Origin of the sequence: Klebsiella sp. BDA134-6 (assembly GCF_015601345.1) — a bacterium.
Taxonomy (GTDB): Bacteria; Pseudomonadota; Gammaproteobacteria; order Enterobacterales; family Enterobacteriaceae; genus Klebsiella; species Klebsiella grimontii.
The window spans coordinates 3,429,861-3,450,834 of sequence record NZ_CP064784.1; the positions used below are offsets into that span (position 1 = coordinate 3,429,861).

A 20,974-nucleotide genomic window follows, 5' to 3' on the forward strand; every position below is an offset into this window, starting at 1 on the left:
GATTCCTCAGGGACGCGCCAGAAAGTCGAGCACCAGCTGGTTAAAGCTCTCCGCGTGCTCCCACTGAGCCCAGTGGCCGCAGTCGCGATAGATATGCAGCTCGGAACCGTTAATGCCCGCCAGCAGGCGCAGCCCGGCGTCCATCGGCACGAAGCGATCGTTTCGCCCCCAGACGATCAGGGTTTGCGCGCGGATTTCGCCAAGACGCGGGCTAAAATCCGGGAACTGTTTCGGGTTGGCTTCCAGGCTTTTGACGAAGTTATCCAGATGTTCCCTGCGCGACAGCATATTGTTGAGGCGCGCGTCGAACAGGGCTTCGGTCAGATCGCGAGTATCGAAGACAAAGATGTTCATCATCTTTTTCAGGTTTTCGATGGTCGGCTCACGGTAGAGGCCGTTCAGCAGCTTGATGCCTTCCGTCGGCATCGGCGTAAACAGGCTCATGCCGCCGGTTCCGCCGCCCATCAGCACCAGTTTGCCGACGCGCTCCGGCCAGGTCAGGGTGAATGCCACCGCGCTGTGGCCGCCCATCGAGTTGCCCAGCAGATGCACCTTGCTGATATCCAGCTGGTCAATCACGCTTTTCAGCACCCTGGCGTTCAGGTCGGAACGCGAGCCGCGGTTGACGATAGAATCGCTTTTTCCCCAGCCGGGGCAGTCCAGCAGAATGACCCGGTAGCCCGCCTCCACCAGCGGGTCGATATTGCGGCTAAAGTTGGCCCAGCCAGTGGCGCCGGGGCCGGAGCCGTGCAGCAGGACCACGGTTTCATCCCCCTGGCCGCAGTCGTTAAAATGGATGCGTAATGTCTCTCCGTTCTCCTCAACGTTGAGGAAACGGCTGGTGGCGGCTTCGGTTTGCGGTTGGTAGCTCATCATCTTCTCCCGTTAATTCAGTTCTGCGCGGCGGCGCTCAGCGAGCCAAACCCGGCAATCCACTCGGGGATTGGTCGGTAATAGCGGCCTTCGCAGCGCCAGCGGCCAAATGCGGATAGCGCGGCAAAAGCGGCCACCCAGGTTTTAATTTCGTGCGTTGATTTCCCGGCCATCGCCGACAGTTCTTCGTTACTGACGGCGTCCAGCTCCGTCAGCCGCCCCTGCTCCAGCAGGCTCATAAAGCGGGTATCCCAGACCGGATTGAGCGGATAGAGCGAGTTCTGGTCATCGATAAACTGCTTCGCCGCGCTAATGACCCGCTGCTGGCGCAATTCACGCTCGTCCGGTGGCAGCTGCCTGCCGCTGCCCAGCAGCCGGTCGCGCATATGGGCATCGGCCTTCGCCAGCTCCGGTACCGGCGGCTGATGCGACAGGCCGCCGGAGCCGAGAATTAATACCCGCTTATTGAGGGTGGTTAGAAAGCGGCCAATGGCTTCGCCCAGCATGCGGGTACGCTGAAAGCCCGGCAGCGGCGAGGCGACGCCGTTAATAAACACCGGCAGAACCGGCAGCCTGTCGAGCCCGCCGAGCAGGAACTCCAGCGGCTGCGCAAAGCCGTGGTCCACCTGCATGCAGTAGGAGACCGCCAGATCGATACCGTCCTTGATCACCGCGTGGGCGCAGGCCTCCGCCAGCGCCGTCGGCACCGGCAAAACGCCGCTGGCGCTGCTGAAGTCGCCGATAGAGGTCGCTCCGATGCCTAAACAAAACGGCGGCATCACATCGTAGAAAAAACCGTTGTAGTGATCGGGGGCAAACAGCACCACCAGCTCCGGGTCGAAGGCGGCAATGCGCGCCCGCGCGTCGGCGATGGTGCCGTTCACTTCGTCCAGCACCGCCTGTTCCGGGTCAACGTAGCCCACCAGCGGGGTATGCGAGAGGCAATGAAGATACGCATTCATATCAGGCCACCTGTTCAATCGTCGTTGCTGCCTGGGTGGCGGCCAGCTGCATCTTGCGTGCCAGCGCGTCGAGCTTTTTGCTCAGGGTTTGCGGGATGGCCACGGTGGCGACGAAGCGGTCCGGACGCACCACGGCGATGGCGGTATCGTGCTGCGCGAACCAGCTTTTCAGGCGGTTTTGCGTATCACCGAGGCGGATGACGCCGGGCACGTTGTCCTGATCGCAATGAATCTGTACTTCTGGCACCACCTGGATAAACCGCACGCCGACGGCGCGCCAGCGGGCTATCTGCTCATCGTTAAGCCCCCACAGCGGGTTGCTGCCCCAGGCGATGATGGCAAAGTTCGCGCCCATCACCTCATCCAGCAGCGTCACCTGACCGCCCTCCAGCGTGACCTTCGGCTGGATAAACATTTTGCCTACCGGGGACGTTTTGCCTTCGCCTTCCGCCAGCAGCGCGCCTTCGCGATACTGCGGCATCGGCTTGAAGCGCATTTCCAGGAAGTAGCGTTTAACCGGCGGCAGATAGTTGAGCAGCCACGAAATACCGTCGCGCACCGCGCCGTGCCAGCGTTTCGGCGGCGCCAGCACGTTGCCGGCGGTCACCGACAGGTCGATCATCGCTTTGGCATGATCGCGCCGTTCCTGCTGGTAGCTGTCGAGCAGCGCCTCGCCAGCTTTGCCCCTCACCACCAGCGCCAGCTTCCACCCCAGGTTAAAGGCGTCGCGCATGCCGCTGTTATAGCCTTGCCCCTGCCAGACCGGCATGATGTGCGCGGCGTCGCCCGCCAGCAGCACGCGATCGACGCGAAAGCGTTCGGCGATGCGCGCGTTATGGGTGTAGACGCGCTGGCGGATCGGCTCGACGTTGTCCGGGTCCGGTAGCACCTTGCTCAGTAGCTGGCGCATCTTGTGCGGCTCGCTGAGCTGGGCTTCGGTTTCGCCGGGCATCACCATAAATTCAAAGCGCCGTACCCCGTGCGGCAGCGCGGCTGACACGTACGGACGCACCGGATCGCAGCACAGATAGACGTGCGGCGTCGCCAGCGGGTCGTTGGCAATATCGATAACAATCCACTGATTCGGCGCGGTTTTACCTTCGAAGGGGATATTGAGCGTGCGGCGAATCAGGCTCGCTCCGCCGTCGCAGGCCACCAGCCAGTCGGCGCGCACGGTTTCATGTTCGCCGGCGCTGCCTTTGAGATTCAACGTGACGTTGTCACTATTTTGGCTAAAAGCCTCCACTTCACGGGAAAACAGGCAACGCACGTGGGGGAAGCGGCTAAGGCCTTCGTACAGCACCCCATCAACCTGCGGCTGAATAAACGCGTTGCGCCGCGACCAGCCAAACTCGTCGGTCATCGGTTGAATATCGGCAAAGCAGCGCCCTTTCGGCGTCATGAAGCGCATCGCGTGCCACGGCGTGGTATGCGGCAATACCTTGTCCACCAGGCCCACCGCCTGCATTGCCCGCAGCGACTCATCGTCAATACCGATGGCGCGGGGATAGTCGATCAGCGACTCAAGCTTCTCAATCAGCAGGACGCTCACGCCCATCTGCCCGAGGTAGTTGGCGATGGTCAGGCCAACCGGACCGGCGCCGACAATCGCGACCTGGGCGGTGTGCTGTACGGCCGGTTGAATATCAGGATTAGATGTTGTCATTTTCAAAACCTCACGCTTCGAACGCATTGCCAACATTGCAGAAGAATCAATGCGGGCAACTTGTTAACCAAATGTGAATATATTTTTATAGTGAGGTCAGTATAGGGGCGATGATTTGCGCTACAATCAAAACATCACATAACGTGCACCAGGTGCACATTATTGTTTAATATGATTTTTACAGAGGAAGCATGGACCAAAATTCGTCGGCGGATTACAAAACGGTACGCGGTTTAAGCCGCGGGTTATTGTTATTAAATTTGTTAAATAAATTCGACGGAGGCGCGACGGTCGGCACCCTGGCCGAGTTTAGCGGCCTGCACCGCACCACCGTCAGGCGGCTACTGGAAACGCTACAGAACGAGGGTTACGTGCGCCGCAGCCGCTCCGATGACAGCTTCCGGTTGACGATTAAAGTGCGTCAGTTAAGTGAGGGATTTCGTGACGAACATTGGATTTCTGCCCTCGCCACGCCGCTGCTTGGCGAGCTGCTGCGGGAGGTTTTATGGCCCACCGATATCACGACTCTGGACGTCGATGCGATGGTCGTGCGCGAAACTACTCACCGCTTCAGCCGCCTCTCCTTCCACCGCGCGATGGTCGGCCGCCGCCTGCCGCTGCTGCTGACCGCCTCCGGATTGACCTGGCTGGCCTTCGCCCCGGAACATGAACGAAGCCCGATCGTTGAGATGCTGGCCGCCAGGCCGGAAGCGGAGTATCAGCTGGCGCGCGAGCCGGAGAAGCTGGTCGCCATCCTCGAACGCACCCGGCAAAACGGCTACGGTGAAAACTTTCGCGGCTGGCAGCAGGAGGAGAAAATCGCGTCCATTGCCGTCCCCATTCGCCGCCAGCAGCGGGTCATCGGCTGCCTGAACCTGGTGTATATGGCCCAGGCCATGACTATCGACCAGGCGGCGCAAAAGTACCTCGCCTCATTGCAAAAGGTCGCCAGCCGAATTGAGGAACGGATGTCCGATGAAGAGGTTTTTTACCAATAACCTTGTTCTTTAGCGGTAAATAGCCCGTCAGCCATCGCGCTCGGCATTGTTGTGTACTTTAATATATAACGATTATTCATTGCTAATGAGCCCATCATGTCCAGACATCCGCGCGTTTTCTTCGTCCTGACGCTATAAAGCGCCAGCCTGTTCGCCGGCCAGGCCTTTGCCGACCGCACCCTCACCGACCAACTGGGCCGGAAAGTGCCCCTCCCCGACCACGTCACCCGCGGCGTGGTGTTCCAATCGTTATATAACTATAAATATAACGATAGAGTAACGCAGGTTCAGATCGGTTTAGTAGGAAATCTCCGCCAGCTCGCGCAACTGTTCCGGCGTCGCTACCGGCAGGTTAAAGAAACGCAGATAGGCAGGGATCATTTCAAACAGCATGTCGGTGCCGCGCTGAATGGGACAACCCGCCGCCCGCGCCGCCTGCAGTAACGGGGTGAACTCCTGGGCCATGACCACTTCGCCGACAAAGGTTCCCGGCGTCAGGCGCTGCGGATCTAACGGCAGCGGATCGCCCTCTTTCATCCCCAGCGGCGTGGCGTTGACCACCAGATCGTGCCCCTGCGGATCGCGCTGCATCAGCGTAATATCCAGCCGAGGATAGTGCTGAAGCAGACGCCCGGCCAGCGCTTCAGCCGTCTGCGCCTGGACGTCGTACAACGTCAGGGCGCTAACCCCTGCCGCCGCCAGCGAAGCGGCAATGGCCGACCCGACGCCGCCGCTGCCTACCACCAGCGCCCGGGCGCCGCGCGTCGCGAATCCTTTACGTTTGATACCGAGGACAAAGCCTTCGCCGTCAAACATATCGCCGCTCAGCGTACCGTCGGCTTCGGCACGAATCGCGTTGCACGCCCCCGCTATCGCCGCCGTTGGACTCAGACGCTGCACCAACCCGCAGGTGGCGATTTTGTGCGGCATGGTGACCAGCGCGCCAATAATATTAGTCATCTTAAACAGCATCGGCACAAAGGCGGCATAATCCTCGGGCTTGACGCCCATCGGCACCACTTTGGCGTCAACCTGCTGATGAACCAACCACGGGTTGTAAATCATCGGCGCTTTAAACTTCGCGGTCGGGTAGCCAAGATGCGCTATCAGCCGCGTATTTCCACTAATCACCATTTGCTGCTCCTTTTGCTACTGCGCTACTGCGAAAGTTCGATACGTTTAACATCGCCGAGAATAAACAGATAGGCCGCTACGCCCAGCAGCGCGGCGCCGCCGATATAAATAAGCGCGTAAAAGAAGTTGCCGGAGGCCGCAACGATAAAACCGATAATCAGCGGCGTAAGGATCCCGGCAAGGTTAGCGCAGAAGTTAAACAGGCCGCCGGTCAGACCGCCAAGGCCCTTCGGCGCGATATCGGAGATCAATGTCCAGCCCAGCCCGACCATCCCCTGACCAAAGAAGGCGAACGACATCACCATGATCACCGCCAGATCGCTGGTCAGCCAGTTGGCGGCAATAATGGTACTCGCCATCAGGAGACCGGTGATAATCGGCAGCTTACGCCCGAGGTTTGCCGAGCCGGTGGCCTTCAGCAGCTTATCCGAAACCCAGCCGCCGAACATGACGCCGCCCGCCGCCGCGAGAAACGGCATGATGGCGAAGAAGCCGACTTTGATCCACGGCATATGGCGCTCGGTGGCCAGATAGGTCGGGAACCAGGTGAGGAAGAAGACCAGCACCGTATTACCGGCAAACTGCCCGATGCTGGCGCCAAGAATCTGCCGTTTAGCCAGCAGTTGGCGAACCAGCGGCCAGCTAAAGGCGGTATGCTGCTCCGCGCCGGTGGACATTCCGCCACCGTTGACGATGTGCTCGCGCTCCAGCTGATTAAGATGCTTATCCTCATGCGGCTCGCGGTAACAACGCCACCATACCAGCGCAAACAACACCCCGGCGGCGCCGACGCTAATAAACAACGCCCGCCAGCCGAAGCTGCCCATAATCCAGAACAGCAGCGGCGCAAAACAGGCCAGCCCGAGATATTCGCCGACGGTATAGACCGCCGTCGCCTTGGCGCGCTCCTGCTGCGGAAACCAGGCGCTCACTACCCGGCTGTTAACCGGGAAACAGGGCGCTTCGCTGACGCCGAGGCCAAAGCGGCACAGCAGCAGACTCTTCAGGCCAACCGCCAGGCCGTGGAACATGGTGAATAGCGACCACAGGGTCAGCGCCAGAAAATAGGTGACTTTATTACCGAAGCGGTCAAGGAAGATGCCGCCGGGGATCTGCGCCAGCGCGTAGGTCCAGGCAAAGGCGGAGAACACGATGCCCATCATTGCGGCATCAATCCCCAGTTCAGCGGTCAGCTGCGGCGCGGCGATACCCAGCACCGTGCGGTCGAGATAGTTGATCATGGTGCCGACGGCCAGCAGCGCAAGAATACCGATACGCCGCCGGGAAGGCCGCACGTCGGACGCGGCGGCGGCCGTCGTCTGATTGTGGCTATAAGAGTTCATAGTCGTTTCCTGTCATAGGGTACAGCCGGATGTTGTTATTGTGTTTGCGACATTGGGTTGTGAACCATCTGCTACATTACTAGGTGTACTGCATTGCTGACAAGCGTACAGCTGCATTTACAGCACCATAAAGTGCGTAACCGTTGCGCCGCTCGGTCAATTCAAAGAAAAAGCGTCCGGCAGAAAATGGGCGGGTATAAAGATGGAGGAACTCCCCGCCGTCGCCGTCACGGTCATAAAGAATTTGATGATTCTTCAAAAGGTTAACCTGAGCACCTTCGCCAAAACGGGCCAGCAGATCTTCATAATAGTTCGCCGGAATGGGCAGCGCGTCGACCGCAATCTGCGGCAGGCCGGCGAGGGTGGCGGGTAAATCGCGGCAGGCAAACGCCGCGTGCTGTAAACCGGCGCCCTGATAACAGGCGACCGAACGGGCAATTTGCGTGGCGCGGCTTTGCGAAATATTGAGCGCGAGGCGAATGTCGCCCTGCGGACTGCGCACCGCCAGGCTGCGCACCAGCCCGTAAGGATCGGGCAGGGTTTGCTCATGTTCGAGCATAAAACCGAATACGCTGCGAAAAAAGATAATCCAGTTATCGCGACTGTCCGCTTCCATGCCGAGAGCCAGATGATCGATACCGCGATAATCGTCGCGCGGCGTGAGGTTCGCGCGCAGATGAAAATCGCGGGTATAGATGTCGTCCCCCACCTCAATCAGATAAATGAGGCTGCCGTCCGGCGCGCAAACCGCCGGGATCGGGCTTTCATTCGGCCCGGCATCGCCCTGCCAGGTGGCGTAGCCGTATGCGCGGGCGCGTTCCACGATCGCCGCGCTCTGGCTGACGCGCAGCGCCATGGCGCAGAGGGAGACCCCGTGACGCTGGTGAAAATGGTCGGCCCAGCTGTGCGGCTGTGCGTTGACTATCACCCGCGCCCCGCCGTTGCGCCAGAGGGAGACCCGTTTTGAGCGATGGCTCCCCTCCTCGGCAAAGCCGAGCTGCGTCAACCTTTGTCCAAGTTCGTCCGCCTGCGCCGGCGTAGCGGCAAACTCGATAAACTCCAGCCCGGCGTAGAGGGGGAGTTCAGCGGGCGAAAATAGCGGCACCTGACTTTCCGGCAGCCGCTGACGGACCTGCTCTTCCAGCCACAGCAGCGAGCGATAGCCATCTTTCGCCGTCGCGCCGTTGGGCGACGCCCGGAAGCTGTCGTTGAAAATTTCCAGCGACCAGGGACCGCGATAGCCGCAGCGGGTAAGATCGCAGGCAAAATCCACCAGCGGCAGTTGCCCCTGACCGGGAAAGCAGCGGAAGTGCCGGCTCCACTCCAGAATATCCATTTTCATCAGCGGCGCATCGGCCATCTGCACAAAGGTGATTTTTTCCGGCGGCACTTCCCCCAGTCGCTGCAGCGTATCGCCGCGCGCCAGTACGTGGAAGCTGTCGAGCACAATGCCCAGCGCCGGACTGTTGACGCTATTGACCCGTGACCAGGCCTGATGCCAGCGGTTGACGTGGGTACCCCAGGCCAACGCCTCGTAGCCGATGCGGATTTGTTCCTGCTCCGCCAGTTCAGCCAGATCGCGCAAATCCGCGATCTGCAGCTCGACGTCGGCGGAACAGTCCGGCTGAACATTGCTGCACAGCAGCATAGTGTCGCAGCCCAGCTCATGCATAAGCGCAAATTTGCGCCTGGCGCGTTCCATATTGGCGGCGAACTGGCTGCGGCTGACGCCTTCAAAATCACGAAACGGTTGAAAAAGCGTGATTTTTAGCCCTAAATCTACCGCCAGATGGCGGATATCGGCCGGCGTACCGGTATAATAGAGCAGATCGTTTTCGAAGATTTCGACGCCCTGATAGCCCGCCGCTGCTATGGCATGGAGCTTTTCGGGTAAGGTACCGGAGATCGAGACGGTGGCGATGGAGCGCAACATAGTGTCCTCGGGTCATTGGCTGAGGTAATGACCTGAATATGTATCATTTGGTTCAATCGCGCCATGGTTGGTTGCTAAATTGTGATCAATATGTGTATTTTTTGCATCTCAAGAAAAGGAGCCGTTATGTCCGTCGTTGCTCATGACGAAGCGCAGTCTCTGAAAGAGCGGATCTTCGCCGCCGCCATTACCGTTTTCGCCGAGCATGGACTGTCGGGGGCGCGGATGGAGCAAATCGCCACCGAAGCGCAGACCACCAAACGCATGGTGGTCTATTACTTCAAGACGAAAGAGCAGCTTTATCAGGCCGTGCTGCAGCACGTCTACGCCAGGATCCGCGAAACCGAGCAGCAGCTTGGGCTGGAAAACGTGCCGCCGGTCGAGGCGCTGGTGCAACTGGTGAAGTGGAGCGTGCGCTATCACGCCACTCACGCCGACTATATGCGGGTCATCTGTATGGAAAACATGCAGCGCGGGAAGTGGCTAAAAAGCTCGGGCCAGCTGAAACCGCTAAACCGCACCGCCCTGTCGATTCTGGAAGATATTCTGCAGCGCGGCCAGCGGCAGGGAGTGTTTCAGGCGGGGCTGGAAGCGCGCGATGTGCATCGATTGATCAGCAGCTTTAGCTTCTATCAGGTGTCGAACTTTTACACCTTTAGCAGCCTGTACCTGGACGATCCGATGCCGGCGATTGATGATGAGGCGATGGTTGCCCACCACTGCGAGATTGCGGTGAAAGCGGTGGTTCGCTTTGTGATTTCCTGAAGCACGCGGGTAGTGCTCAGCGGCGGCTAGTTTCCAGAAAGCGCGTGGACAACTTTCTCCATCGCTTCCTGCGCCAGGGCGGAACGCTTGATCTTTGGGTTCGCGAGGGCGGTACGCACCACGCCGGCGATAACGATATGCTTCGGCTCCTGGCCCAGGTCGCGCATCTCCAGCACGACTTTACCGACCACCCGGCACATTTCCTGATACAGCGCCTCATCTTTGGCTGTGTTTCCCATCGTATTCCGCTCTCAAATTTTCATTATCAATCAAATCATTATTGATATATTTCCCGATTAAAGCAAACCAGCGTGCCGTTTCCGCGTCAGAGACCGCTTTTCCCGGGCAAACTTGTGAATAAACCCGCGTTTCTACTCTGTTTATCTTGTCAGATGATGAAAAAATGTGTTGCGCATAAGCATAGGATTAGTTTGCATTTTGTTAAGTATGTAACTATAGAAATGAAACATCGTTTTCATTTTCTTTTTTGGATTTGGCAACGTATAATGCCCGGCAAATTCTTATTGAATGGTTTCAGCGCATTGGATTGCATGACTAAACGCATAACACGTTGCCTCTTTTCATGGGCTGAACCGCCAGCACACATTCTTCTGCACGCTCTTTTGTTGTCACCTATCCTTAGAGCGTGGCATAGCAACTTTCGTAATACAGGTTTAACTCTGCGGCAGTGCGCCCACGGAGTCAGATTCCCCATCCCTATCCTTCACAACTTAAAGATTAAACTGTCATGAAAAAGACCAAAATTGTTTGCACCATCGGTCCGAAAACCGAATCCGAAGAGATGTTGACCAAAATGCTGGACGCGGGCATGAACGTTATGCGTCTGAACTTCTCTCACGGTGACTATGCGGAACACGGTCAGCGCATCCAGAACCTGCGCAATGTGATGAGTAAAACCGGTAAGAAAGCGGCAATCCTGCTGGACACCAAAGGTCCGGAAATCCGTACCATTAAGCTGGAAGGCGGCAACGACGTCTCCCTGAAAGCGGGCCAGACCTTCACCTTCACCACCGATAAATCCGTTGTCGGTAATAACGAAATCGTTGCGGTGACCTATGAAGGCTTCACCAGCGACCTGAGCGTTGGCAATACGGTACTGGTTGACGATGGTCTGATCGGTATGGAAGTGACCGCTATCGAAGGCAACAAAGTTGTTTGTAAAGTGCTGAACAACGGCGACCTCGGCGAGAACAAAGGCGTTAACCTGCCGGGCGTATCTATCGCGCTGCCGGCGCTGGCTGAAAAAGATAAACAGGACCTGATCTTCGGTTGCGAGCAGGGCGTTGACTTTGTTGCGGCATCCTTTATCCGTAAGCGTTCTGACGTTGTTGAAATCCGTGAGCACCTGAAAGCCCACGGCGGCGAGAAGATCCAGATCATCTCCAAAATCGAAAACCAGGAAGGCCTGAACAACTTCGACGAAATCCTCGAAGCCTCTGACGGCATCATGGTTGCGCGTGGCGACCTGGGCGTTGAAATCCCGGTTGAAGAAGTGATCTTCGCGCAGAAGATGATGATCGAAAAATGTATCCGCGCGCGTAAAGTCGTTATCACCGCGACTCAGATGCTGGATTCAATGATCAAAAACCCGCGTCCGACCCGTGCGGAAGCAGGCGACGTGGCCAACGCCATCCTCGACGGCACCGACGCAGTTATGCTGTCCGGCGAATCCGCGAAAGGTAAATACCCGCTGGAAGCGGTCACCATCATGGCGACCATCTGTGAACGTACCGACCGCGTCATGACCAGCCGTCTTGAGTACAATAACGACAACCGTAAGCTGCGCATCACCGAAGCGGTGTGCCGCGGTGCGGTAGAAACGGCTGAGAAACTGGAAGCGCCGCTGATCGTTGTGGCAACCCAGGGCGGTAAATCCGCGCGCGCCGTACGTAAATACTTCCCGGATGCCACCATCCTGGCGCTGACCACCAACGAAACCACCGCGCGTCAGCTGGTGCTGAGCAAAGGCGTTGTGGCGCAGCTGGTTGAAGATATCTCCTCTACCGATGCGTTCTACATCCAGGGTAAAGAACTGGCGCTGCAGAGCGGCCTGGCGCGTAAAGGCGACGTGGTTGTTATGGTTTCCGGCGCGTTAGTCCCGAGCGGAACCACCAATACCGCTTCCGTGCACGTGCTGTAATAATTTACAGGTTAATTAGTATTTCCTTTAAAAGCGCCTCTCGGGGCGCTTTTTTTTATTCCGGCACTAGCCGCTATTAATAAAAATGCAAATCGGAATTTACTATTTAACGCGAGATTATCTAAGATGAATCCGATGGAAGCGCGCTGTTTTCACTCGCCTTTTTAAAGTTACGTGATGATTTCGATGCTTCTTTGAGCGAACGATCAAAAATAAGCGTATTCAGGTAAAAAAATATTCTCATCACAAAAAAGTTTGTGTAATACTTGTAACGCTACATGGAGATTAACTCAATCTAGAGGGTATTAATAATGAATCGTACTAAACTGGTACTGGGCGCGGTAATCCTGGGTTCTACTCTGCTGGCTGGTTGCTCCAGCAATGCTAAAATCGATCAGCTGTCTTCTGACGTTCAGACTCTGAACGCTAAAGTTGACCAGCTGAGCAACGACGTGAACGCAATGCGTTCCGACGTTCAGGCTGCTAAAGATGACGCAGCTCGCGCTAACCAGCGTCTGGACAACGCAGCTACTAAATACCGTAAGTAATAGTATCTGTGTAATAAAAATGGCGCACACTGTGCGCCATTTTTTTTGCCTTATCTTTTCCCGCCTACTGCACCCTTTTCGCTTCATCTACCGGCGTATTATTCTGCACCGACAGGCTCGACGCAGTGCTTCCGCTGGCGGATACCACCACCGGATATCCTGCCCGCCGGGTCAGCGCGCGTTTAAGCTGCGCCTCATCAACCGCGTTATCCCCCGCAAACTGATGAAACTCCGCCGGAAGCGTATAGGCCATAGTCTGCGCGTTGCTGGTCTCATCAGGCGTCAACGGGCGATGAACTTCAACATAGCGCTTACCGTCCGGCTCCACGGCGAATTTGACCGGCTGGTTGATTATCCGCACCGGCGTGCCGCTTTTCACCTGATTGAATAAAGCCTGGATGTCCGCTGCGTTCATGCGCATGCAGCCGGAGCTTACGCGCAGGCCGACGCTGTCCGGCGCGCTGGTGCCATGAATAAGATATTCACCGTTGCCGTACGCCAGACGGAGCGCATAGCGACCTAGCGGGTTATTCGGCCCTGCGGGCACCACCGGCGGCAGTTTAATCCCCTTCTCCAGCGAACGGGCGCGGATACCCGCCGTCGGCGTCCAGGTGGGGTTCGGGATTTTCTGCCCGATACGGGTCGTCATCTCCGGGGTTTCCAGCCCCTGCTGACCAATCCCCAGGGGATAGACCTGCACCTGATTGACGCCCGGCGGGAAGTAGTAGAGGCGCAGTTCCGCCAGGTTGACGACGATGCCCTCATGCGGCACGTCCGGCAGCAGCATCTGCGAAGGTATCAGCACCTGAGTACCCGGTTTAGGCTGCACCGGCGCAATGGTATCGTTCGCTTCGAGGATCAGCATTGCCGCCGTATCAAAACGACGGGCAATCGCCTGCAGGTTGCGGTCGCCCTCTTGTACCGTCCAGAACTGGTTCTCACCAATCAGACGACTATTGGCTGGAGGAAGAGGATAATCAACGGCCCAGGCTGCGTGTGACGCGCTGAGGGCGCTCAGAAGAGCTATGGTGATGAGAGAAGCGCGTTTCATACTGAGATTCCTTCTTTCGCTGATAAAACGCCAGGCCTGTTATGCACGACGGGAGGCTAGCCTCCCGTCGTGCATAACAGAATGAAATCTACTGTTTTATTCTAGCTAAGATTTACAGCTTTCGCGCGAATTGCGCGGATCATGGCTTCCAGTCCTTGCGACCGCGAGGGGGTAAGATGCTGCGTCAGGGCCATTTTTTCAAACCACGGACGCACGTCAAAAGCGGTGATATCTTTGGCCGTCATCTGGTCATAAAGGATAAATACCACCGCGATGAGTCCTTTGACGATAGCCGCGTCGCTGTCGCCTCGAAGCGCGATAGCCCCGCTCTGCTCCTGCGCCATCACGATCCACACCTGACTCTGGCAACCCTGAATGATATTCTGGGCGGTGTGTTCCTCCGGGCTCAGCGGCGCCAGGCGCTGTCCCAGCTCAATAATATAGAGGTATTTCTCTTCCCAGTTCGCGCAACGGTTAAAGTTGCGCAGCAGTTTGTCTCTGTCCGGTAACGCCGCCATAGTCGCTTCCTTTAGCTTAGTAATTTGCGGATCCGCTGTAGCCCCGCCGCCAGCCGGTCCACCTCTTCCGTGGTATTGTACATCGCCAGCGATGCCCGGCACATGGACGGAACCCCGTAGAACGCCATTAGCGGCATGGCGCAGTGGTGCCCGGTCCGCACCGCGATACCGTAATTATCAAGGAAGCTGCCGACATCGTAGGCATGATGTTTGCCGAGATTAAAGGCAATCACCCCCAGACGATTTGGCGGGCCGTAAAGGGTTAAATCCGCCACGCTCTCCAGCGCCTGCAGCGCGTAACGCATCAGGGTTTGTTCATATTCCGCGATATGCGTCAGCCCCAGCGCGCTGACGTAATCCAGCGCCGCGCCCAGTCCCATAATACCACCGGTATTCGGCGTTCCCGCCTCGAAGCGCCACGGCGCTTTTGCCCATGTGGTGCCTTCCGTCAGGCTGACGGTGGCGATCATCGACCCGCCCCCTTCCCACGGCGGCATCGCCTGCAAAATGTCCTGTTTGACGTAGAGCACGCCAATCCCGGTAGGGCCATACAGCTTGTGCGCGGAGAAAGCGTAAAAATCGCAGTCCAGCGCCTGAACATCCACCGGATGGTGCATAACTGCCTGCGCACCGTCCACCAGTACCTTCGCGCCGTGCTGATGGGCTAAAGCGGCCAGGGCGGCGATTGGGTTTTCGGTGCCCAACACGTTAGACACCTGGGTGATGGCCAGCAGGCGGGTGCGATCGTCAAACAGGCCGGGGATCGCATCCAGCTGCAGGGTTCCGTCCTGATTCAGCGGGATCACCCGCAGCTGCGCCCCCACTCTGGCGCACAGCATCTGCCACGGCACGATATTGGCGTGATGCTCCATCGCGCTGACGATGATGTTGTCGCCCGCGCCGACGTTGGCGTTTCCCCAGCTGTTCGCCACGAGGTTAATGCCTTCCGTGGTGCCGCGAACAAACACCATCTCTTCCGCCGAGCGGGCGTTGAGGAACGTCGCCGCCTGCTGGCGCACCTGCTCCATGCTCGCCGTGGCTTCCGCGCTGAGGGTATGAATGCCGCGATGCACCGCCGCATAGCCGTGGCGGTAAAATTCCGCCTCGGCGTTAATCACCGCTTCCGGCTTCTGCGCGCTGGCGGCGCTGTCGAGATAGGCCAGCGGCTGGCCGTTCACCTCGCGATGGAGTAGCGGAAAATCGGCGCGCACGCGTTCCACAGAAAATGTCATAGGTTACCTCCCGGCAGACGCTGGCCGATACGCGCCAGTATTTGCTGCCTGAGCGCCTCATCGCCGATCGCTTCGGTGAGCTCGGCGGCAAAGGCGTAAAGAATCATCTGCTGCGCCGCCTGCTGCGTAATGCCGCGCGAGCGCAGATAAAACAGCTGTTCGTCATCAATACGCCCTATGGTCGCGCCGTGGCTGCACTTCACGTCGTCAGCGTAAATCTCCAGCTGCGGTTTGGTATCCACTTCCGATAAGCGGCCGAGCAGCAGGTTGTTGTTGGTCATCTGGCCATCGGTTTTGATCGCATGCGGCGCGACGTTAATCAGGCCGTTAAACACCGCCCGCCCTTTGTCGTTGACGATGGTTTTATGCAGCTGGCGGCTGTTGCAGTATCCGACTTTATGATCGAGCCAGGTGCGGCTGTCGCAGACTTCGCCGTTGACCGGCATCGCCAGCGAGTTAATTCGCAGGTTGCTGTTTTCTCCGTTCAGCCGCGTGCTGGTGTGGTGGCGGAGCACCGAGCTCCCGAGGAGAAAACTGCTGCTGAAGGCGGAGCTGTCACGCCCGATCGCCAGGTCGTTGTGGGCAAAGTGGTAGCTTTGCGCATTCTCAAACGCCAGCTTGATATGCTGCAGGTGGGCGTTATCCGCCACGGCCATCGTCAGCCTTGCGCCGGTAAAGTGGCGCTGGTCGTTGAGGCTCAGATAGTGCTCGATGATGGTCGCCTGCGCGCCGCTCTCCAGTTCCAGATGATGGCGATAGTGGGCGGTATTCATTTCATCGCCCGCCAGCCCGCGCGTCAGGTGCATAATCAGCAGCGGTTTTTGCGGGCGCTGGTTGCGCCTGACCCGAATGCGGGTGACGGTAGTCGCCAGGCTTTCGGTCAAATGCAGAAAGACTTCGGGCTGAACGGCGTCAGGCAGTTGTTGACGCTCGTTATCCACCTGCACGTCATAGCCGCTGGCGGCCAGATCGTCGCTCAGGCTGTCGCTAAACTGGCCGTCGACAAACACCAGGCGCCATGCCTCCACTGTTAGCGCCTGCGCGTCACGCTGGGCCGCCGTCAGCGCCTGCGGAGGAGCAGCGACAAAGGTCTGATTCAGTAACGCGTCCAGCGGAGTATATTTCCAGTTTTCATGTTTACGTGTTGGCAAGCCCAGCCGCAGCAGCTGCTGCAGATGCTGATGCGCCTGCGGGCTGCGCTGCCCGCTTTGCGACTCAAACAGATGGTGCCACTGTTGCAGCGCGTTACTGCTGTTCGGTAAGCCAGCCATAGCCCTGCTCCTCCAGTTGTTTGACCAGCGTAAAGTCGCCGGATTTGACGATCCGCCCCTGGTACAGCACGTGGACGTAATCCGGCTTGATATAGTCGAGAATGCGCTGATAGTGGGTAACGATGATAAACGCGCGCTTACCGTCGCGCAGGGCGTTAACGCCGTCAGAGACAATCTTCAGCGCGTCAATATCCAGCCCGGAGTCGGACTCGTCGAGGATACACAGCTCCGGTTCCAGTACCGCCATCTGCAGGATATCGTTGCGCTTTTTCTCACCGCCGGAGAAGCCGACGTTAACCGAGCGGGTCAGCAAATCCTCGGGCATTTTCAGCAGCTTAATTTTGTCTTCCATCAGGTCCTGAAAGTCAAAGCGGTCAAGCTGCTCCTGGCCGCGGTAGCGGCGCACGGCGTTCAGCGCGGTTTGCAGGAAAAACTGATTGCTGACCCCGGGAATTTCCACCGGATACTGGAAGGCCATGAAGATGCCTTCGCCGGCGCGATCCTCCGGGGCGAGCTCCAGCAGATCTTTGCCTTTAAACTCCACGCTACCGCCGGTCACTTCATAGTCTTCACGTCCGGCCAGGGTGGCGGACAGGGTACTTTTGCCGGACCCGTTCGGCCCCATAATGGCGTGCACTTCGCCGGGACGAACGTCCAGATTCAGCCCGCGCAGAATCTCTTTATCTTCGACGGCGACCTGCAAATTTTTAATACTTAACATCTTATTTCCTTTGTTATCAGCCGACGCTGTGTTCAAGACTAATCGCCAGTAATTTCTGCGCTTCCACGGCAAACTCCAGCGGCAGCTCTGAGAAAACGTCCTTACAAAAACCATTGACGATCATCGAAATCGCATCATCCTCGCTGATGCCGCGCTGCAGGCAGTAAAACAGTTGGTCTTCGCCGATCCGCGACGTGGTCGCTTCGTGCTCCAGCTGCGCGCTGTTGTTCCGGCATTCCACATAAGGGAAGGTATGCGCCCCGCTGTCCGGACCAATCAGCATCGAATCACACTGGGTGAAGTTGCGCGCGTTGGTTGCTGTGGGCATGATTTTGACCAGCCCGCGATAGCTGTTCTGGCTGTGGCCGGCAGAAATCCCCTTCGAGATAATCGTCGAGCGGGTGTTTTTACCGATATGGATCATCTTGGTCCCCGTGTCCGCCTGCTGATGACCGCTGGTCAGCGCCACCGAGAAGAACTCGCCGATAGAGTTATCCCCGCGCAGAATACAGCTTGGATATTTCCAGGTGATCGCCGAGCCGGTTTCCGACTGGGTCCACGACATTTTGCTGTTCACACCCTCGCACAGCGCGCGCTTGGTGACGAAGTTAAGGATCCCGCCGGTGTTGTTATCGCCGGGGAACCAGTTTTGTACCGTGGAGTACTTCACCTCGGCGTCCTTATGAATAATGACTTCAACCACCGCCGCATGCAGCTGGTAGCTATCGCGTACCGGCGCCGAACAGCCTTCAATGTAGCTCACGTAGCTGCCCTCATCGGCGATCAGTATCGTGCGCTCGAACTGGCCGGTTTTTTCCGCGTTGATGCGGAAATAGGTCGACAGTTCCATCGGGCAGCGTACGCCTTTGGGGACATAGATGAAGGTCCCGTCTGAGGCCACCGCCGCATTGAGGGCGGCGAAGAAGTTGTCGTTACCCGGCACCACGGTACCGAGGTATTTCTGCACCAGCTCCGGGTGATCGTGGATCGCCTCGCCGAAGGAACAGAAGATAATCCCCTGCTCCGCCAGCTTTTCGCGATAGGTCGTGGCGACGGAAACCGAGTCAAAAATGGCGTCGACGGCCACTTCCCGCCCCTCGCGCACCGGCACGCCGAGGAGATTGAACGCCTCTTCAACTTCATTGGTCAAAAACGCGCTGGAGCCCGTCTGCTGCAAAGCGCCAGGCTCAGAGGCGCAGGCGTCATCGCAGTTGCCGCAGGAGGGCGCCGAGTAATAGCTGTAATCCTGATAGTTCAGCTTGTCGTAGTGCGCCTTCAGCCAGTGCGGCTCTTCCATCGTCTGCCAGGCCTTAAACGCGTTCAGACGAAATTCCAGCATCCATTCTGGCTCATTGCGGCGTGCGGAAATCGCCCTGACCACCTCTTCGTTTATGCCTTTCGCCAGCTCATCGGTCTGCAGCTGCGTGAAAAAGCCTTCTTTATAGTTGAGTGGCCCGCCGCTCCAGGTTTTGACATCGTCGGTTGCTTCAGTATTACGAGACATAGTTACTCCGCCTGAACGCCAAAACTTTCGCCGCAGCCGCATTCGTGCTGGGCTTTGGGATTATGGAATTTGAAGATTTGATTTAAGCCTTCGCGAACGTAATCGAGTTCGGTGCCATCGATAAACGGCATGGCCTGTAGCGGCGCCCATAACTTCGCGCCGTCGCGCTCAAAGAGCAGGTCGTCTTTCGCCGGTTCGGCGATTAATTCGAGAACGTAGCCAAAACCCGCGCAGCCGCTGGTTTTAACCCCCAGGCGCAGCCCCTGCATATCCGGCTGTTTGCGGACCAGATCGCGAATATGGGCGGCGGCGGCTGGAGTCATGACCAGTCCACGCCAGCTAAAATCTTCGGGATTGAAAGTTCCTGCATGTGAATTCATCGCTCTACCTCATAGGTTGACGCCATCGGGACATACCGCTATGTTAGTGATAATGATTATCACTTCAACCCATCCGGAGAAGGGGTATTCCCCTATCAGGCTCTTTTTATAAGCATAGACCCTGACAGGAGAGATATCGGAGATGCGACAAATTGTTCAATACATTGATTAATAATGTATTTTATGGATTGGGAGGCAGATGTTGCTGGAAAATTAAAATATGCATCGAAAATACCTATTTTTGAGATAGATTTTTTGCCTTGCATATAACCCGCCGTGGAAGGCAATAGACTGACCGACGCCTATTACGGGTAAAAGAGAGGGATCTTTACCGGCTATGAGGCAAACAAGGCCTGGCTCACGACGGAAATAGTACGACGCAGCGTTACCATGATTTCATAAAGAAATATGCAACCGGCGTCGCGCTGAAACGGTTGCCCATTTAATTGTACTGTAGTGTCATGACGACAACGGCACTCACGCTTCCGGGCGTCGCTCCTCCTGACATAGATTTTACCGAGGCCTGCATGGCGAGGGTAGCGGTTCCGTCTGCCGCGATGTTGCCCATAATACTTGAACCCGTCCCTTTAAGCGCGCCGCTGCCCGCTTCGCTCATCGCGACCGCCACGTTTGATGCGGTACCGCTATTCATATAATAGTCAGGGCCGGCAACCGGATCCGGGATTCCGCTAAAGGAGGCCGTTACGTTGCGTGTTCCCGCCGGGCAGTTGGTAAACCGCAAATTAAAGGCCACAGGGTCGGATGATGACCCCGGAGTAACCATATTTTTTGCCTGAATATCGCCAAGATTGACATCGAGGTTGCTATTTCCACCATTAAATATACAGGGCGATGCAACAATATTTCCCGTAACGCCTACGCTCACGCTGTCGGCAGCAAAAGCTTTCCAGCACAGAAAAGCCAGAAGAAGCATTTTTTTGTGGTGTATTTTCATTTTTTCACCTGTTACTGGTACGTCAAATTAAGCGTGGCGGTTGCATTTGCCGAGCCTGACTCAACGGACGTTAAGGTCTGATAATAACGGGCCGTCAACGGCAGCGTTTCTTGCCCGCCCGATGACCGTTTTAATAACAGCGGGCTATTGATGGCCAACGGCGCGCCGTTATATAAAAGCTGGACTCCGACACCTTTCGCGGTACCGGCACTGCCCTGCCCCGTTAATGCCATTACGCTGGTATTGGCGCTATCCGGATTTTGTACGCCGCTCAGCGAAACGGTGATATTGGTATCGGCGTTGCAGCTTAACCCCAGATTTTGCGTATTCTGCGCGCCTGCGGGCGTGGTGCCTACCGTCGAGCCGAACGTTGATGCTGAAATATCGCCAATCGGGAAGGTCAGCTGAGGCGTAGTAATACTGCAGGCCAGCGCGTTGATTGTCCCATCGGTCAGCGTTGCGGTCAGGCCATCACGGTAGACGCCGTCGCTGCCCTGTAGCATCACAACTCCGATCGTTCCCGGCGTTAATGCGCCCGATGATACCCGGCCGGTGACCACCAGCTGCATGTTGCCCCCGTACCAGTCGACATATGAGGTCTGTGCGTTATAGGAGAATGTATTACTCGGGTTTTCAAAGTAAGCGTTTGATGAAAAACGAATACCAATACCGCTAATATTAGTGTTGTAAACGTGATTACCGTAGCTGCTCAGCGTCGCATTATTATATCTCATGCTGAAACCCAGCATGATTGGGTTAGTACAACCTGAAAGGTAAGAGCCCGTAAATGTCCCGCCTGCCGAATAAATAACGGTCCCGACCGGTGCATCACGCGGTACGGTAATCGTTCCTACAGACAGCGTGGAGAGCTGCGGGGTAATTGTCGTGCAGGTTCCGGCACGCGCGTTATTCCAACCGGCCATTAAGCCGAGCAAAATAATAGAATAAATCAATCTCAT

At 57.1% G+C, this 20,974-nt stretch carries 20 protein-coding genes and 1 pseudogene; 5 read left to right on the plus strand and 16 right to left on the minus strand.

What is annotated here, in order from left to right:
- Positions 1 to 6: 6 nt before the first annotated feature.
- Genes mhpC through IYV58_RS15860 form a run of 3 tightly spaced genes read right to left on the minus strand, consistent with a single transcriptional unit; the run spans position 7 to position 3,501 of the window.
- Positions 7 to 873: a 2-hydroxy-6-oxonona-2,4-dienedioate hydrolase gene (mhpC, locus tag IYV58_RS15850; RefSeq protein ID WP_049115346.1), complete on the minus strand. Its 867-nt coding sequence runs from the start codon at positions 871 to 873 to the stop codon at positions 7 to 9.
- A gap of 17 nt (positions 874 to 890) precedes the next feature.
- The gene (gene mhpB / locus IYV58_RS15855; RefSeq protein ID WP_004119199.1) at positions 891 to 1,835 is read right to left on the minus strand and encodes a 2,3-dihydroxyphenylpropionate/2,3-dihydroxicinnamic acid 1,2-dioxygenase; all 945 of its coding nucleotides are present in this window, start codon (positions 1,833 to 1,835) and stop codon (positions 891 to 893) included.
- 1 nt (position 1,836) lies between these two features.
- On the minus strand, positions 1,837 to 3,501 hold the full coding sequence (locus tag IYV58_RS15860; RefSeq protein WP_004119197.1) for a bifunctional 3-(3-hydroxy-phenyl)propionate/3-hydroxycinnamic acid hydroxylase: 1,665 nt from the start codon (positions 3,499 to 3,501) through the stop codon (positions 1,837 to 1,839).
- A 191-nt stretch (positions 3,502 to 3,692) separates the two neighbouring features.
- Here IYV58_RS15860 and IYV58_RS15865 point away from each other — a divergent pair, with 191 nt between their 5' ends.
- Complete coding sequence (locus IYV58_RS15865; RefSeq protein WP_087828227.1) at positions 3,693 to 4,499, plus strand: DNA-binding transcriptional regulator; 807 nt, start codon at positions 3,693 to 3,695, stop codon at positions 4,497 to 4,499.
- A 96-nt stretch (positions 4,500 to 4,595) separates the two neighbouring features.
- Positions 4,596 to 4,745, plus strand: a pseudogene (locus IYV58_RS28355) (hypothetical protein); the annotation flags it as partial.
- Positions 4,746 to 4,796: 51 nt separating this feature from the next.
- Here the strand turns inward: IYV58_RS28355 and IYV58_RS15870 are convergent.
- The 3 genes from IYV58_RS15870 to IYV58_RS15880 form a co-directional block, all read right to left on the minus strand.
- Complete coding sequence (locus IYV58_RS15870) at positions 4,797 to 5,633, minus strand: shikimate dehydrogenase family protein (RefSeq protein ID WP_004119191.1); 837 nt, start codon at positions 5,631 to 5,633, stop codon at positions 4,797 to 4,799.
- A gap of 23 nt (positions 5,634 to 5,656) precedes the next feature.
- Positions 5,657 to 6,976: an MFS transporter gene (locus IYV58_RS15875; protein ID WP_004119189.1), complete on the minus strand. Its 1,320-nt coding sequence runs from the start codon at positions 6,974 to 6,976 to the stop codon at positions 5,657 to 5,659.
- 79 nt (positions 6,977 to 7,055) lie between these two features.
- Positions 7,056 to 8,909, minus strand: a complete 1,854-nt coding sequence (locus IYV58_RS15880) for a bifunctional sugar phosphate isomerase/epimerase/4-hydroxyphenylpyruvate dioxygenase family protein (protein ID WP_195729132.1) — start codon at positions 8,907 to 8,909, stop codon at positions 7,056 to 7,058.
- A gap of 126 nt (positions 8,910 to 9,035) precedes the next feature.
- Between IYV58_RS15880 and IYV58_RS15885 the strand changes: the two genes are divergently transcribed.
- On the plus strand, positions 9,036 to 9,674 hold the full coding sequence (locus IYV58_RS15885; RefSeq protein WP_004119185.1) for a TetR/AcrR family transcriptional regulator: 639 nt from the start codon (positions 9,036 to 9,038) through the stop codon (positions 9,672 to 9,674).
- 26 nt (positions 9,675 to 9,700) lie between these two features.
- Here the strand turns inward: IYV58_RS15885 and fumD are convergent, their stop codons facing one another.
- A complete protein-coding gene (gene fumD, locus IYV58_RS15890) occupies positions 9,701 to 9,913 on the minus strand; it encodes a fumarate hydratase FumD (protein ID WP_004119184.1) in 213 nt (70 codons plus the stop codon).
- A 509-nt stretch (positions 9,914 to 10,422) separates the two neighbouring features.
- Here fumD and pykF point away from each other — a divergent pair.
- Together pykF and lpp are read left to right on the plus strand one after the other, a co-directional pair.
- Positions 10,423 to 11,835: a pyruvate kinase PykF gene (pykF, locus tag IYV58_RS15895; protein WP_004119183.1), complete on the plus strand. Its 1,413-nt coding sequence runs from the start codon at positions 10,423 to 10,425 to the stop codon at positions 11,833 to 11,835.
- A 311-nt stretch (positions 11,836 to 12,146) separates the two neighbouring features.
- Positions 12,147 to 12,383, plus strand: coding sequence for a murein lipoprotein Lpp (gene lpp / locus IYV58_RS15900; protein ID WP_003029373.1), 237 nt, complete (start codon positions 12,147 to 12,149; stop codon positions 12,381 to 12,383).
- Between the two features lie 64 nt (positions 12,384 to 12,447).
- Here lpp and ldtE read toward each other — a convergent pair whose 3' ends face one another.
- The 9 genes from ldtE to IYV58_RS15945 all read right to left on the minus strand — a co-directional run bounded on the left by ldtE (position 12,448) and on the right by IYV58_RS15945 (position 20,974).
- Positions 12,448 to 13,434 carry a L,D-transpeptidase LdtE gene (ldtE, locus tag IYV58_RS15905; RefSeq protein ID WP_154901886.1) on the minus strand — a complete coding sequence of 329 codons (987 nt, stop codon included), beginning with the start codon at positions 13,432 to 13,434 and terminating at the stop codon, positions 12,448 to 12,450.
- A 101-nt stretch (positions 13,435 to 13,535) separates the two neighbouring features.
- Complete coding sequence (gene sufE / locus IYV58_RS15910; protein ID WP_004119181.1) at positions 13,536 to 13,952, minus strand: cysteine desulfuration protein SufE; 417 nt, start codon at positions 13,950 to 13,952, stop codon at positions 13,536 to 13,538.
- Between the two features lie 11 nt (positions 13,953 to 13,963).
- A complete protein-coding gene (gene sufS, locus IYV58_RS15915) occupies positions 13,964 to 15,184 on the minus strand; it encodes a cysteine desulfurase SufS (RefSeq protein ID WP_195729133.1) in 1,221 nt (406 codons plus the stop codon).
- Positions 15,181 to 16,455, minus strand: coding sequence for a Fe-S cluster assembly protein SufD (gene sufD / locus IYV58_RS15920; RefSeq protein ID WP_087828230.1), 1,275 nt, complete (start codon positions 16,453 to 16,455; stop codon positions 15,181 to 15,183). Before sufD ends, sufS begins: the two co-directional genes overlap by 4 nt.
- Positions 16,430 to 17,176 (minus strand): Fe-S cluster assembly ATPase SufC, encoded by a 747-nt coding sequence (sufC, locus tag IYV58_RS15925; RefSeq protein WP_004119176.1) that lies wholly within the window; start codon positions 17,174 to 17,176, stop codon positions 16,430 to 16,432. Before sufC ends, sufD begins: the two co-directional genes overlap by 26 nt.
- Before the next feature lie 16 nt (positions 17,177 to 17,192).
- Positions 17,193 to 18,680, minus strand: a complete 1,488-nt coding sequence (sufB, locus tag IYV58_RS15930; RefSeq protein WP_004119173.1) for a Fe-S cluster assembly protein SufB — start codon at positions 18,678 to 18,680, stop codon at positions 17,193 to 17,195.
- Positions 18,681 to 18,682: 2 nt separating this feature from the next.
- Positions 18,683 to 19,060, minus strand: coding sequence for a Fe-S cluster assembly scaffold SufA (sufA, locus tag IYV58_RS15935; RefSeq protein ID WP_004119171.1), 378 nt, complete (start codon positions 19,058 to 19,060; stop codon positions 18,683 to 18,685).
- Between the two features lie 442 nt (positions 19,061 to 19,502).
- Complete coding sequence (locus IYV58_RS15940) at positions 19,503 to 20,015, minus strand: fimbrial protein (RefSeq protein ID WP_142446614.1); 513 nt, start codon at positions 20,013 to 20,015, stop codon at positions 19,503 to 19,505.
- Between the two features lie 11 nt (positions 20,016 to 20,026).
- Entirely contained in the window at positions 20,027 to 20,974 is a 948-nt protein-coding gene (locus IYV58_RS15945) for a fimbrial protein (RefSeq protein WP_049114202.1), read from the minus strand.

Bases quoted from the DNA above. Each gene is read 5' to 3' on its own strand.
- mhpC (WP_049115346.1), bottom strand. From the start codon at position 873: ATGAGCTACCAACCGCAAACCGAAGCCGCCACCAGCCGTTTCCTCAAC.
- mhpB (WP_004119199.1), bottom strand. From the start codon at position 1,835: ATGAATGCGTATCTTCATTGCCTCTCGCATACCCCGCTGGTGGGCTAC.
- IYV58_RS15860 (WP_004119197.1), bottom strand. From the start codon at position 3,501: ATGACAACATCTAATCCTGATATTCAACCGGCCGTACAGCACACCGCC.
- IYV58_RS15865 (WP_087828227.1), top strand. From the start codon at position 3,693: ATGGACCAAAATTCGTCGGCGGATTACAAAACGGTACGCGGTTTAAGC.
- IYV58_RS15870 (WP_004119191.1), bottom strand. From the start codon at position 5,633: ATGGTGATTAGTGGAAATACGCGGCTGATAGCGCATCTTGGCTACCCG.
- IYV58_RS15875 (WP_004119189.1), bottom strand. From the start codon at position 6,976: ATGAACTCTTATAGCCACAATCAGACGACGGCCGCCGCCGCGTCCGAC.
- IYV58_RS15880 (WP_195729132.1), bottom strand. From the start codon at position 8,909: ATGTTGCGCTCCATCGCCACCGTCTCGATCTCCGGTACCTTACCCGAA.
- IYV58_RS15885 (WP_004119185.1), top strand. From the start codon at position 9,036: ATGTCCGTCGTTGCTCATGACGAAGCGCAGTCTCTGAAAGAGCGGATC.
- fumD (WP_004119184.1), bottom strand. From the start codon at position 9,913: ATGGGAAACACAGCCAAAGATGAGGCGCTGTATCAGGAAATGTGCCGG.
- pykF (WP_004119183.1), top strand. From the start codon at position 10,423: ATGAAAAAGACCAAAATTGTTTGCACCATCGGTCCGAAAACCGAATCC.
- lpp (WP_003029373.1), top strand. From the start codon at position 12,147: ATGAATCGTACTAAACTGGTACTGGGCGCGGTAATCCTGGGTTCTACT.
- ldtE (WP_154901886.1), bottom strand. From the start codon at position 13,434: ATGAAACGCGCTTCTCTCATCACCATAGCTCTTCTGAGCGCCCTCAGC.
- sufE (WP_004119181.1), bottom strand. From the start codon at position 13,952: ATGGCGGCGTTACCGGACAGAGACAAACTGCTGCGCAACTTTAACCGT.
- sufS (WP_195729133.1), bottom strand. From the start codon at position 15,184: ATGACATTTTCTGTGGAACGCGTGCGCGCCGATTTTCCGCTACTCCAT.
- sufD (WP_087828230.1), bottom strand. From the start codon at position 16,455: ATGGCTGGCTTACCGAACAGCAGTAACGCGCTGCAACAGTGGCACCAT.
- sufC (WP_004119176.1), bottom strand. From the start codon at position 17,176: ATGTTAAGTATTAAAAATTTGCAGGTCGCCGTCGAAGATAAAGAGATT.
- sufB (WP_004119173.1), bottom strand. From the start codon at position 18,680: ATGTCTCGTAATACTGAAGCAACCGACGATGTCAAAACCTGGAGCGGC.
- sufA (WP_004119171.1), bottom strand. From the start codon at position 19,060: ATGAATTCACATGCAGGAACTTTCAATCCCGAAGATTTTAGCTGGCGT.
- IYV58_RS15940 (WP_142446614.1), bottom strand. From the start codon at position 20,015: ATGAAAATACACCACAAAAAAATGCTTCTTCTGGCTTTTCTGTGCTGG.
- IYV58_RS15945 (WP_049114202.1), bottom strand. From the start codon at position 20,974: ATGAGATTGATTTATTCTATTATTTTGCTCGGCTTAATGGCCGGTTGG.